We start from the raw sequence: 12,432 nt of genomic DNA on the forward strand, positions 1-12,432 counted from the left end.
GGCAAGCAGTGTGGCTTGGCGGCGCCTAGTTTCCGGTGGTCAGGTAGGCCGCAACGGCCTCGGCGAATTGTTCTGGCGGCAGTGTCCCGTCGAGAACCATGCAGGCCTCGTCCGAGGCAGGTGGTTCGAACGTGTCCAGCTGGCTTTGCAGCATGGCGGGCGGCATGAAGTGGCCGGTGCGCTTCTCCATGCGGCGCTGCAACTCCTGCCTGCCGACCTGTGGCAGGACGAAAAGCAACGGCAGGCCCGATGCTTCACTCATTCGCTCCCGATAAACGCGCTTCAGGGCTGAGCATGCGGCAACAGCCTGGCCCGACGAAAGCGCGTGAGCGATCGAATCCAGGAAAGGCGCGCGATCCTCGTCGGTAAGGGGCTCCCCGCGTGCCATCTTTGCGACATTTGCACGCGGATGGTGGTCGTCGCCTTCCACAAAACTCCACTTCAGCCGCTCGGCGAGAGCGCGACCAAGGGTGGACTTGCCGTTCCCGCTGGGACCGATCACGACCACCCCCCGATAGCGGGGCTTACTCTTTGCCAAGATCGAACAGCTTCATGTATTCGGCACTGTCGGCAGGGCCCAGACCGCCTGCCACCAGCATCCGGTGCAACTCGGAGACGAGGCCCGTTACAGGCATTGCCGTGCGGGTGGCGAAGGACGATGCCTGCACCGTCTCAAGATCCTTCAGCATATTGTCGATCCGGCCCGTAGGCGTGAAGTCGCGCTTGGCCATCTTGGCCATGAATTCCTGCATGATTGCGGAATCAGCGCGGCCCCCGGCCAGCGCATCGGGGATCAGGGCAGCATCGATGCCCTGGCTCTCGGCGAACTTCACGGCCTCTGCCACGATCATGAAATGCCCCGCGCACAGGATCTGGTTCACGAGCTTTACCGTCTGCCCGGCACCTGCATCGCCAAGGTGCGTGCGCCGCGCGGAAAGCAGCGCCAATACAGGCTCTGCTCGCGCCACGTCTTCCGGGCGGCCGCCGATCATCAGGGTCATGCGGCCCTCGCGGGCGGCAGGCGCACCGCCCGACAGGGGAGCATCAACCCAGCCCATGCCGCAGCGCTCGCGCAATTTCCCGGCCATGCTTGCCGTGCGTCCGGGGTCGATGCTCGACATGTCGATCAGGAGAGAATCGCTCCCGCCGCTTTCCGCCACCCCGCCATCGCCGAACACGGCCTGTTCCACGATATCGGCGGAGTTCAGGCTGACGAAGACGAACTCCGCCTCGCTTGCAGCCTGCGCGGGAGATGCTGCACGAATGCCGCCTCGCCCGGCAAGATCTCCGCCCGCATCTTGCGAGACATCGAAGAACGACAACGTGCAGCCCTCGTCGAGCAAGCGGGAGCCAATGGCCGAACCCATCACGCCGGCGCCGATCATGGCGACTTTTGTCATGCTTTTCTCACCGATTCCCGTTCCACCACGGAGAGGCCGACATCGACCCTACCGGGACGCGCATTGCCATCCTCGCCCAGTAAAGCGAGCAGAGTCGCACCGGTACGCCGGCCAAGCTCGTTGAAATCCACATGGATGGTCGTGAGGGGTGGATTGACGATGCGCCCGATCTCGAAGTCGCCGAAGCCAATTAGCGAAAGCTGATCCGGAATGCTCACGCCCATGCGCTGGCACTGCATCATCGCACCCACCGCGGAAAGATCGGACACCGCGAACACGGCTTGGCAATCGGGCGACTTTTCCAGCAATCTACCAATCGCAGCGGCACCGTGATCGTAGCTGAGCGGAGCCTCCCCGTAGCGCAGCACCGCATCGGCAGACAGCCCTGCAAGGCGCAATTCATCTTCGAAGCCGCGCATACGTTCTTCACCGCGATGGTCGCGCACTTCACCTTCTACGGTACCGCCGATGGCACCGATCCGAGTGTGGCCCTTGTCGATCAGATAGCGCGCCGCAGTGCGACCAACCTCATGGTTCGAAAAGCCGATGACGTGGCCGATAGGGCGGCTCGGAAGGTCGGCAATCTCGATGATCGGCACGTCTGCTGCCAGCAGCAACTTGCTGGCCGCCGGACTGTGGGTCGCGCCGGTCATCACGATGGCTTCAGGTCGGCGGGCGAGCAGATTACGCAACTGCCGTTCCTCTTCCACCATGTCGTATTCGGTGTAGGCGATCAGGAGGTGGAAATTGGCGTCGCGCAGAGCCTCTGTCAGGCCGTGGGCAACTGCGGCGAAGTTGGCGTTGGTGAGCGTCGGCAGCATCAACGCGATGAAACCCGTCTTGCGACTGGAAAGGCTCCCTGCCGTGCGATCGGGCACATAGCCCAGCGCGGCGATAGCCTTCGCCACTTTCTCGCGAGTGGCGGGCAGCACCAGTTCGGGATCGCTGATAGCGCGAGACACAGTCATGCGCGAAACCCCGGCGAGCTGGGATACATCGCGGATCGTGGGCCGCCCCGTTGAACGCGGGCCAGCTTTCTTCACCCGATCTGCTTCAGCCATTGAAATCAGCCCCATGCTTCAGACTTTCAGCCTTTTGCCGAAAGTCGGTTCTTGCCGCTGATAACATGATAGAAGCGTCCGTCGAACATCTCGAGCAATTCCATCGTGCAGGCGCGCGCTGCATCGCGGGCAGGAGAGGTGATAGCCTCCTGCATTTTCTCCCGATCCGGGTAGTCCACCTCCTGTATCATGACGACGGGACGCTCTGTGTCGTCGCAGTCCTCGATGCGGAACATTCGCACTGCCAGCGCATGGGGGAACGCCTGCCACAACGGGGCAAGACGGCTCTCGACCTCTTCGAAGAAGCGGTCCTCCATGCCGGGCTTGATACGACCTTCGAAAATCGCGCGGCGTGTGATCATGCCGCCCCTCCCGCGATCGCGAGGTGCAGTTTGACCACGCGGCTGCGATCTCCGGCAAGAGCAAAGGCCTCTACGGCATCTTCCAACGCATATGTTCCCGACAGGATCGGCGATACGTCGATCTTCCCGCTGGTGATGAGCTGAGCAGCAAGGCGGAATTCGTCGTGAGCGCGGAAAGCGCCGACCAGCTCGATCTCGCGCGTCTGCACCGGGTTGATCGGGATCGCCACCTCGCCAGGCGGCATCATGCCCAGTTGCACGATGCGTCCTCCGCGCCGCATCACCGGGAAAAGCGAAGCTAGCGCCGCCGGCGAGCCGGACGCCTCGAGAGCCACGTCGAAATGGCTATCGTCGTCGGAGAAAGCGGCGAGCCCGTCGGGATCGCTCGCCACGTTGACGACCGCATCGACGCCGATCTCCTTCTTCGCCACGCGTAGCGCTGCGTCCTCGATATCCGTGGCGACGACGAAGGCCGCACCTGCGTGGATGGCCGACAATGCAGTCAGGAGACCAATCGGGCCGGACCCCGTCACGATCACGCGCTTGCCGCGAAGGTCGCCTGCACGGGTGACGGCGTGAAGGCCGACGGACAGCGGCTCTGCCACGGACAGCGCGAGCAGATCCGTATCCTGCGGAACCGGGATGACCTGGTCCTGTCGCAATACGATCCGGCGAGCGAAGCCGCCTTGCACGTGCGGAAAGCGTCCTGCACTGCCGAGGAATTTCATGTCGAGGCAAAGGTTGGACCGACCTGCGCGGCAATAGCGGCAGGACAGGCAAGGTTTGCTGGGATCGAGCGCGGCCTTCATTCCCGGCTCCAGCGCCGTGACCGAAGATCCGACGGCCGCCACCGTTCCCGATATCTCGTGCCCAAGGACCATCGGTTCGCGGATCGAAAAGTCGCCCACGCCCCCACGGTGATAGTAATGAAGGTCCGAGCCGCAGATGCCGCCGTAAGCTACACTCACCAGGACCTCGTCAGGGGCAAGCTCACCCGGATCGAATTCCTCAACGCGCAAATCGCGTGCGCCATGACAAACGGCTGCCAGCATACCTTAGTATCCTCTCAAACAATTATGGGACCGATATCATCGAAAAGTGATTAGGGCAAACTCCTCTTCGGATTTCTGGCCAGTTGAGTCCATCTTCCGATACGATTTCGTGCGCTCTGCCGCAGGGCTCGCAAATCGGCGGTTGTAATGTGACCGGTCCCTTTCTATGCATGGGAAAAATAGGAGGGGACGGTTCATACTCTTTTTGATCTAACGGGACGCACGGCACTGATCACAGGCTCGTCGCAGGGAATCGGGCGTTCGCTGGCCGAAGCGCTCGCTGGTGCCGGCGCACACGTGGTGCTCAATGGACGCAATTCCGAAAGCCTTTCGCAGGCTGCTCGTGAACTCGCGGAAACGGGTGCGTCGGTCAGCAGCGCAGCATTCGACGTAACCGATGCCGATGCCGTGGCAGACGCCGTGGCAGAGATAGAAGCCGAGAGCGCGATCGACATTCTCGTCAATAACGCCGGCATCCAGAGGCGCGGCCCGTTGCAGGATTTCGAGGACGGCGACTGGCGCGAACTCATGTCGACCAACGTCGACGGTGTCTATTACGCGAGCAAGCACGTCGCCCGGCATATGCTGGAGCGGGGACGCGGCAAGGTCATCAACATCGCCAGCGTGCAAAGCGAACTCGCACGGCCCGGCATCGCACCCTATACGGCGGCAAAAGGCGCCGTGCGGAACTTTACCCGCGGCATGTGTGCGGACTGGGCTGCCTCTGGGCTCCAGATCAATGCCATCGCGCCCGGATATTTCGACACGCCGCTCAACGCGGCGCTCGTCGCCGATCCCGAATTCGACGCCTGGATCCGCAAGCGAACGCCAGCAGGCCGCTGGGGAGATCTGAAGGATCTGCACGGCATCGCCATTTTCCTCGCATCATCCGCATCCGACTTCGTCAACGGACAGACGATTTATGTCGATGGCGGCATAACCACAGTGATCTGATCATGGCGCAAGACAAGCCCGCTGCCGTGCAGCTTTGCCGCTTTTCCGACTATCTCGAAAACGCACTGGCAGAGCGATTGCGCCTCTTCCGCTGGTTCGATGAGGACGATGCAAGCCGCGCCGCATTCCTCGATGGCATGGGAAAGGAATGCCATCTTGTTGTCACCGGCGGACACATAGGCTGCGCCAACGATCTCATCGACAGCCTGCCGTCGCTGAAACTGATCGCCATAAACGGGGTCGGTTTCGACAAGGTCGATCTCCCCCACGCCTCTGCACGCGGAGTGGCTGTCAGCAATACGCCAGACGTGCTGACCGATGATGTCGCGGACCTGGCGCTCGGTCTCGTGATTGCCCTGAAGCGCGGCATCGCCAGCGGCGATGTTCATGTTCGCGCCGGAAAATGGGCAGACGGAGAATTGCCACTTGGCCGCAAGGTGACAGGATCACGCTTCGGTGTGCTTGGCCTTGGCCGCATCGGGCACGCCATCGCTGATCGTTGCGCCCCCATGGGAGAAGTGGGCTACTGGTCTCGCACGGCGAAAGACGTTCCCTTCCATTATTGTTCGACAGTGCATGAACTGGCGCGATGGAGCGACGTGCTGATCGTTGCGTGTGCAGCCACGCCTGAGACTCAAAAAGTGGTCGATGGTGCCCTGCTGGAGAGGCTTGGCCGCGAAGGGGTGCTGGTGAATGTCGCTCGCGGATCCGTGGTCGACGAACAGGCGGTTATTGCGGCGCTGGAATCCAGACAAATTGCTGGCGCTGCCCTGGACGTGTTCGAGAAGGAGCCGCAGGTTCCCGAAGCCCTGCGGCACAGCGAGAACACCGTGTTGACCCCGCACGTTGGCAGTGCAACGGTGGAAACACGCAAGGCGATGGCGGACCTCGTCATCGCCAATGTGGACGCTGTTCTTGCGGGTGATCCGCCCTGCACGCCCGTCGCGTGAACGGCGTCGCCGTAATCACCGGCGCTGGCAGCGGGATCGGCCGCGCCAGCGCTCTCGGGCTATCGCAGGCCGGTTGGCGCGTTGTTCTGGCAGGTCGCAGGCCCGAGCCGCTCGCAGATCTGGCCTCATCCATCGGCAAGTCCGCACTCGCCCTTCCAACCGACGTGGCCGACAGCGCGTCTGTCGATGGCCTTTTTGCTGAGACGGTCGAGCGGTTTGGCCGGGTCGACCTGTTGTTCAATAATGCCGGCCTGTCACTGCCAGCCACGCGGATAGACTCGGTGGGCGACGAGGACTGGGACCGGCTTGTCGAGGTCAATCTCTCGGGCGCATTCCGCTGTCTGCGCGCCGCCTTCCGCGTCATGCGAGACCAGTCGCCGCAAGGCGGACGCATCATCAACAACGGCTCGATCTCGGCGCATGCCCCAAGACTTCATTCAGCCGCCTACACGGCCACGAAGCACGCGATCACCGGCCTTACCCGCTCCGCCTCGCTGGACGGACGCGAACTCAACATCGCCTGCGGTCAGATCGATATAGGCAACGCCGCAACCGATATGGCCAGCGGAGCGGTCGATGGGATGCTGCAGGCTGACGGCTCGATCCGCGCCGAGCCGGTGATGAACGTGGACGATGTCGCCCGCGCTGTAGTTCATATGGCCGAGCTTCCGCTCGAGGCGAATGTGCAGTTCATGACCATTATGGCGACTACGATGCCGTTCGTTGGGCGCGGCTAGGTAGAATGTCCGATCTCGGGGCCAAGTGAAGTTTCTAGGTCGGGAATAAGAACGCGGAACTGCCATTCAGTCGAAACTCAACGAACGTCGGCTTTTTGACCAAGGCGCCAGCATCTCGAATGACTGAAATTAGGGCGCAAAGAAGACATCAGAAGCGCGATTCGCGAGCGCATCTTTGCCAGCCGGGACTCGTATCCGTTTCAGCTCTAGGGCAAAGGGGCCTCTATCGGGGCTTCACCTATATGGAGATCGAACGAATACATATTTAACAGATCTATAGATAGATCCCGTGAGTCCTCTTCTGGCACCATTTACACATTCGCCAGAGCAGGCGAATGTGCAGAAAACTTCGCCAACGGAGATTTTATCGGTCGCCTTTGTACGCTGCTGTGCGCGATCTGGCGCTGACGACAAGCGAATTTGGGGGTCAAGTGAGTGTTGCATTGCTTAACGTGTGATGCTCGCCTCGGCCATCATCGCGTCGATCTCGTCCGACCACCATTGCATCATTGCTACGCGCCCGTCCGCAATATGCCGTGCGGTTGTAGATTGCGCGGACGGATTCGAGTCTTGGTGGGCTAAAGCTCGTTCGATCGCGTCTGCATTCCTTTTGCCGCTCTCGTTCAAAAGCGAGCTCGCTGTTGAACCATAGCTGTGAGCGATCATCCTACCGCCGTAGCCGGGGCGCCGCAGAGCACCGTTGATTGCATTCTCCGAAGGCGGCTTTTTGGAATTGTCGCTGGGAAATACATACTCGCTGTATGCAGCGGTATCTTGCATCGACCGGATCGTTTCCAGTGCCTGACGCGATAGGGGAACCCGATGCTCCCGCCGCACCTTCATCTGCTCGGCTGGTATAATCCAACAGGCATCATCGAGATTAACGTCAGCCCATCGCATGGTGCGCAGTTCGCCTGTCGCTCGCATGGATTTCTCCGACCAACATATAGCCTTTGCAGGTCTGGATGGATGGCACCATAACCGGATCAGGCGCTTGACCACGCCCTAGCCCACGGGCGTCATGCCCTCGGGATGCCAGGTGAACTCCGCGCGCAGTCCATCCGGATCGGGAACGAACAGCGCTCTGGCACCATGCAAATCCTGAACCGGCTGTGCGTCGAGACCTGCTGCGATCAATGCGGTGCGCAACCTATCGACCGCCTCGGCACAATCCATCGAGAGCCCCCAGTGGTTCACCCCTGCACCATAACGCTCATAAGGCCCCGTCTCCGGGTTCGCAGTCATGAACTGGAGATAGAATCCCTCGCCATCGGTCCAGATGCCGTTCTTGACCTTTTGAAAGCCGACGAGAGGCAGGAGGGTCTCGTAGTGATGGTCTGCCGCCTCTCGATCCCGCGAGGCGATAGTAAGATGATCCAGTTTAGCAGGCACTTTAAGCGGTCCTTCCAGTAAGTAATCTGCTCGTGAGCTATGCTGCCGACTTTCGGGGAGCCGAAAGCGGTGCACACGCGCCTGTCAGCGTGTCGATCAGCGGGTCGATCGCTGCATAGGCAGCATCGCGCGAAGCCTGGAAGCGTTCATCGCCGAACTCCTGGTACTCTATTCCGACGTGGTGGAACGCTTCGACGCCAAGATAGCGCGAAGCCGTGCGCACGTGCGGAGTCAGGCTGTCGCGTCCTTCGTTGAGGCCTCCGGGAGCGAATCCGAATTCGCCCCAGGATGTGAGCAGGACGAGAGTCTTGCCCGCGAACACCGGTTCGAGTGGTGCATCGCCGCGGGCAAGATCGAAGGTGAACGTCTTGTCGACCCTCACGACCTGGTCGAACCACGCCTTGAGCGCCGCTGGCATGCCGTAGTTGTACATCGGCGTTGCCATGACGAGAATATCCGCACTTGCGACCTCCGCGATCAGTTCATCGGATAGCGCAAGCAGTGCTTCCTGGCTGGATGATCGCTCTGTCGCGAACGCCGCTGCGATCCAGTCCTCGGTGATGAACGGAGGCGGGTTGCTTCCGACGTCGCGCAGGACGATCTCATCATGAGGCCTTCGCGCCTGCCAGCCTTGCAGGAAGTTGTCCGCCAGAGCTCGTGTCAAGGAGCGCGAGGTGCGGGCGCTGGCATCGATGCGTAGCAGTCTGGTCATTTTTGCTATCTCCTGAAATGATGGTTGGAAGCTTGAAACACTGGGGAACTCGCGGGCCGTTTGCCCAGCATTCATGCCCCTGGCCCGCAATCGATGCAGCGCATCGGCGGGTTGGGGGCAAAGCCCAAGGCGTGGTGGGCTGTTCTGAAAGCCGTTCGCACGCCTTCCTCGAGCACCGGATGATAGAACGGCATCTGCAGGATCTGCTCGACCGTCATTCCGGTCTGAATGGTCCAGGCCAGCAGGTGGGCAATGTGTTCGGCCGATGGCCCGACCATTTCGGCACCAAGGAACAATCCGGTCTTGTGTTCTGCGTAGACCCTCAGCAAACCCTTGTTGTTGCCCATCACGCGTGCTCTTCCCTGATCTTCGAAGGAAACTTCGCCGGTGACGAACGCACGCTCGGATCGAGCCATCAGGGCTGCGTAGCTCAATCCGACGATTGCTATCTGGGGGTCTGAAAAAACGATCCCGATCGGCGCTCGGCGAGCGCGACGATAGGAATGCGGGAAGCGCGCGGCGTTCTCTCCGGCGAGCCGCCCCTCGTCCGCCGCCTCGTGCAACAATGGCAGGTCCGGGGCGGCATCTCCGGCAATGAAGATGTGGCTTTGGCCAGCGCGGCCCGACAGCGGATCATATTCGGGCACGCCTGTCACACTTCGGCGCAAGGTGGTGTTCTCCAACCCGATCCTGTCGAGATTAGGGGCCCGCCCGGTGGCTGCGATGAGGTAATCGAAGCGCTCTTGCTGCTCCGGCTCGTCACCCCAGCGCACGATCACGCCCTCACCTTCGCGTGTGATCCGGGTTTTCGCATGCCAGATGGCCGAGAACTCGGCGGAGAAAGCATTGGCCGCATATTCGCGGACAAGCGGATCGGTGAGCGGGCCTACGTTATCGTTCCTGGCGAACAGACGCACGCGAACGCCTAGCCTGTGCAATGCCTGGCCCAGTTCCAGCCCGATCACACCAGCCCCGAATACGGCGACGGAGCCGGGCAGGTCTGTCCAGTTGAACACATCGTCGTTGACGATCAGGCGCTCTCCTGCGCTGAACAGTTCCTGGGGGATCGAGGGCCGCGAACCCGTTGCGATCACGATGCTTCGCGCAGTGATTTTCCGCCCGCTGCTGAGGCGAAGGGTATGATCATCTTCGAAACGGGCATACTCCCTGATCACTTCGCCTTTCTCGAAGCCGAGGACAGCCTGCTCGACAAATCCGACAAAGCGGTCCCGCTCGCTCCGCACGCGAGACATGACGGCCTTGCCGTCGATCGACGGTTCGCCGTAACGAACGCCGAACTGAGGTGCCTTGCTTCCGGCATGGGCTGCTTCGGCGGCAGCGATCAGCAGCTTGGAGGGCATGCAGCCCACCCGCGCGCATGTAGTGCCTAGCGGGCCGCCATCAATCAGCGCGATGCTATCCGTATATTGCGAAGCCTCGCGATAGGCGGACATGCCGGCCGTACCCGCTCCGATGATCGCGACATCGAAATCGAATACCGCTTCTGCAGGGGTTGGCGATGAGCCGTTTGTGCGTGCAATCTGTGTGGTCACTGGCGTGGTCCTGTGAGTAATCGTTGGGGCGGCGGGACTGCCGGAGCGAAGACTCCGGCAGTCCCCGGCCATCGGTCCGGGTCCGAAATCGGCATCCGCGGGCGCTCGCGTGGGTCAGGCCACTTCAGCGAGATCGGCAGTCCAGGCGTTGGCAGCGAAAGCGGGATCCAGTTCGGTCTCGGCGACATGGTTCGTGTAGTTCGACAGGACCTTGAGCGCGGTTCCGAGAATGACCTCGAGCATGTTCTGCCGGGTGTAACCCGCGCCAAGAAACGCTTCGATGTCCGCAGGCTGAGGCCAACCGCGCGTTTCATTGATGACAGCGGCGAACGTGCGAAGCGCTTCAAGCTTCGTATCGGCAATCGGCGTGTTTGTGCGCAAGGCGTCGATCACGTCTGCGGGGACACCCGCTCCCTGGGAAATCGAGGTGTGAGCAGCCATGCAATAATGGCAGCCGTTGAGCCTGTTGTTGGTCATCAGGATGATCTGGCGCTCTGTTTCAGAGAGGTCCGTTTTCTCGAAGATGCCCGCGAGGATCATGTAACCCTCGAGGATTGCGGGTGCTTCCGCCATGGTGCCCAGCAGATTTGGCACGAAGCCATAGGCGCCTTTCGCGGCATTCAGGAACGGCTGCGAACCTTCCGGGGCGGTTGCGAGATTGTGAACGGTAAAGGATGTCATGAGGGGCCTTCCTTGATCTTGTGCGAGGGGATGGAGGAGCCGCAATCGGGCTCGGGAACCGGGCGGCAGGCGAGGATGGGAACCAGCCGCCCGGAACTGGATCAGAGGTCTTCGACCCTTGCGTGGATGATGGTCGGCCACTTTTCGTCAGCCGTCCGCAGGGTGTTTTCCTTGTCGGCCAGATAGCGCTCGAAGATCGTGGCGTTGACGAACAGGTAGAGCTTGCCGTCGACGATATCGGCATAGCGCGGATCGCCATCCAGCTTCTTTCCCAGTGCCACCGCATAGGCGCAGTAGCCGCCATACTGCGGCATGTAGCGTTCCGGATCTGCGCTGAAGCGCTCGGCCGTCATCTCGGATGCGAAGTAGTAGGCAACGCCGTCATGGACCACGGCATGTTCGGCGGCGCCAGGGGCCACGGCGTTCATCGTGCTCAGCACCACGGTATCGACGCCGTGGACGCCAAGGCCGGCGCCATCGAGCGTGTAGCCGCTGGTGACATTGTATTCGTCGGCGGCCAGTGCCGGATTGAAGAAACCACAGGCGACACTGGATACCAAGGCGACGGAAAAGACAATTCCACGCATTTTCGTTCTCCTAAAGAATGGCCCGACCTTGAGAGTGGGGGACGGCGGCAGGCATTGCGCGGTGCGGGGGACTGGTTGCGCGCCTGCCGCCGTCGGCTCGACCGGAGTGGGATCGGGGTGCTTCGGTCGAGCGGGGGCGGGATTGGCCTACCGCGCTGCGTAAGCCTGGCGGATCGCGGCCACGGTGTTCCGGGTGTTATCGATTGCGCTGGCGATCATGCGGTAATTGACAAGTGATGCGGCATAACCGTCGTAATGCTCGGTAATCGCACCGGCCGTGGCATCCGTGACAACCATCACCTCGAAGCCCGCCTCGATCAGCGATCGCATGTGCGATTCCGTACAGAGGTTCGACGACATGCCTCCGAGGATGACCTTGGAGATGCCTGCCTTGCGAAGCTGTAGCGCGAGGTCGTTACTGTCTGGCCCATAGATCTTGTGCGGACTTGTCACGACTGTGCGTCCGTTGTTGATATGGGGCTTGTACTGTTCCAGCCAGTCGGCTCCCGAGCCTTCGAACCCTTCAAGGGTCAGGGCATGGGGACGATCGAACATGCCGAGGGCATGCATCAGCGTTTCCAGCGCCCCTTCGAACTGCCAGCGATGGTCATGCTCGTAGTAATAGTGGGGAGATACGAAAACCGGCATGCCGGTTTCGTCCGCCACTTCGAAGAGCGCGCCGAGGTTCTCGACGGTGCGGTTTGCTGTGATGCTCTGGCCCACCACGCCCCAGGTCACGCCTTCGGGCGAGAGGAAATCGTTCTGGGGATCGGTGATGACGATTGCCGTTGTGGCCGGATCGATCTCGAAGCCGGGCATCGGCAGTCCGTCATTGACGGGCGGCTGGTGAGCCGTTGCAGCACGGGATTGTTCCTGCGCCGACAGACTCGCGGTCGTCGTGCCGATTGTTGCGATCGAAGCCACCAACGCAATGGTCAGCTTCCGCGAAGTTGATGGGAGACGGTTCATGTTTTTTCCTCAGCAAGCGTTT

At 61.4% G+C, this 12,432-nt stretch carries 15 protein-coding genes; 3 read left to right on the plus strand and 12 right to left on the minus strand.

All coding sequences use genetic code 11. From position 1 onward, the window contains the following. Positions 1–25: 25 nt before the first annotated feature. Genes D4Q51_RS01495 through D4Q51_RS01515 form a run of 5 tightly spaced genes read right to left on the minus strand, consistent with a single transcriptional unit; the run spans position 26 to position 3,875 of the window. Positions 26–538, minus strand: a complete 513-nt coding sequence (locus D4Q51_RS01495) for a gluconokinase (protein WP_240624513.1) — start codon at positions 536–538, stop codon at positions 26–28. After that, the gene (locus D4Q51_RS01500) at positions 525–1,400 is read right to left on the minus strand and encodes an NAD(P)-dependent oxidoreductase (RefSeq protein WP_120075901.1); all 876 of its coding nucleotides are present in this window, start codon (positions 1,398–1,400) and stop codon (positions 525–527) included. The genes D4Q51_RS01495 and D4Q51_RS01500 overlap by 14 nt, the downstream gene beginning before the upstream one ends. Continuing rightward, a complete protein-coding gene (locus D4Q51_RS01505) occupies positions 1,397–2,461 on the minus strand; it encodes a LacI family DNA-binding transcriptional regulator (RefSeq protein ID WP_240624514.1) in 1,065 nt (354 codons plus the stop codon). The genes D4Q51_RS01500 and D4Q51_RS01505 overlap by 4 nt, the downstream gene beginning before the upstream one ends. A gap of 26 nt (positions 2,462–2,487) precedes the next feature. Further along, the gene (locus D4Q51_RS01510; RefSeq protein ID WP_120075904.1) at positions 2,488–2,823 is read right to left on the minus strand and encodes a hypothetical protein; all 336 of its coding nucleotides are present in this window, start codon (positions 2,821–2,823) and stop codon (positions 2,488–2,490) included. After that, positions 2,820–3,875, minus strand: coding sequence for an L-idonate 5-dehydrogenase (locus tag D4Q51_RS01515; protein WP_120075906.1), 1,056 nt, complete (start codon positions 3,873–3,875; stop codon positions 2,820–2,822). Before D4Q51_RS01515 ends, D4Q51_RS01510 begins: the two co-directional genes overlap by 4 nt. A gap of 231 nt (positions 3,876–4,106) precedes the next feature. Between D4Q51_RS01515 and D4Q51_RS01520 the strand changes: the two genes are divergently transcribed. From D4Q51_RS01520 to D4Q51_RS01530, 3 genes are read left to right on the plus strand one after another with little or no spacing between them, the layout of a single operon-like run. Beyond that, on the plus strand, positions 4,107–4,829 hold the full coding sequence (locus D4Q51_RS01520) for an SDR family oxidoreductase (protein ID WP_276309482.1): 723 nt from the start codon (positions 4,107–4,109) through the stop codon (positions 4,827–4,829). 2 nt (positions 4,830–4,831) lie between these two features. Further along, positions 4,832–5,779, plus strand: a complete 948-nt coding sequence (locus tag D4Q51_RS01525; protein ID WP_120075910.1) for a 2-hydroxyacid dehydrogenase — start codon at positions 4,832–4,834, stop codon at positions 5,777–5,779. After that, positions 5,776–6,516, plus strand: coding sequence for an SDR family oxidoreductase (locus tag D4Q51_RS01530; protein ID WP_120075913.1), 741 nt, complete (start codon positions 5,776–5,778; stop codon positions 6,514–6,516). The genes D4Q51_RS01525 and D4Q51_RS01530 overlap by 4 nt, the downstream gene beginning before the upstream one ends. Before the next feature lie 447 nt (positions 6,517–6,963). Here D4Q51_RS01530 and D4Q51_RS01535 read toward each other — a convergent pair whose 3' ends face one another. The 7 genes from D4Q51_RS01535 to D4Q51_RS01565 form a co-directional block, all read right to left on the minus strand. After that, on the minus strand, positions 6,964–7,443 hold the full coding sequence (locus D4Q51_RS01535; RefSeq protein ID WP_120075915.1) for a tyrosine-type recombinase/integrase: 480 nt from the start codon (positions 7,441–7,443) through the stop codon (positions 6,964–6,966). 78 nt (positions 7,444–7,521) lie between these two features. Then, complete coding sequence (locus D4Q51_RS01540; protein ID WP_120075916.1) at positions 7,522–7,908, minus strand: VOC family protein; 387 nt, start codon at positions 7,906–7,908, stop codon at positions 7,522–7,524. 37 nt (positions 7,909–7,945) lie between these two features. After that, entirely contained in the window at positions 7,946–8,620 is a 675-nt protein-coding gene (locus tag D4Q51_RS01545; RefSeq protein WP_120075919.1) for an FMN-dependent NADH-azoreductase, read from the minus strand. Between the two features lie 71 nt (positions 8,621–8,691). Next, positions 8,692–10,245 carry a dihydrolipoyl dehydrogenase gene (locus D4Q51_RS01550; RefSeq protein WP_120075921.1) on the minus strand — a complete coding sequence of 518 codons (1,554 nt, stop codon included), beginning with the start codon at positions 10,243–10,245 and terminating at the stop codon, positions 8,692–8,694. 42 nt (positions 10,246–10,287) lie between these two features. Beyond that, positions 10,288–10,854, minus strand: a complete 567-nt coding sequence (locus tag D4Q51_RS01555; protein WP_120075923.1) for a carboxymuconolactone decarboxylase family protein — start codon at positions 10,852–10,854, stop codon at positions 10,288–10,290. Between the two features lie 101 nt (positions 10,855–10,955). Further along, a complete protein-coding gene (locus D4Q51_RS01560) occupies positions 10,956–11,441 on the minus strand; it encodes a YHS domain-containing (seleno)protein (RefSeq protein ID WP_120075925.1) in 486 nt (161 codons plus the stop codon). A 147-nt stretch (positions 11,442–11,588) separates the two neighbouring features. After that, positions 11,589–12,410 (minus strand): cysteine hydrolase family protein, encoded by an 822-nt coding sequence (locus D4Q51_RS01565; protein ID WP_120075927.1) that lies wholly within the window; start codon positions 12,408–12,410, stop codon positions 11,589–11,591. Positions 12,411–12,432: the final 22 nt, after the last annotated feature.

This window comes from Aurantiacibacter odishensis (genome assembly GCF_003605195.1).
Taxonomy (GTDB): domain Bacteria; phylum Pseudomonadota; class Alphaproteobacteria; order Sphingomonadales; family Sphingomonadaceae; genus Alteraurantiacibacter; species Alteraurantiacibacter odishensis.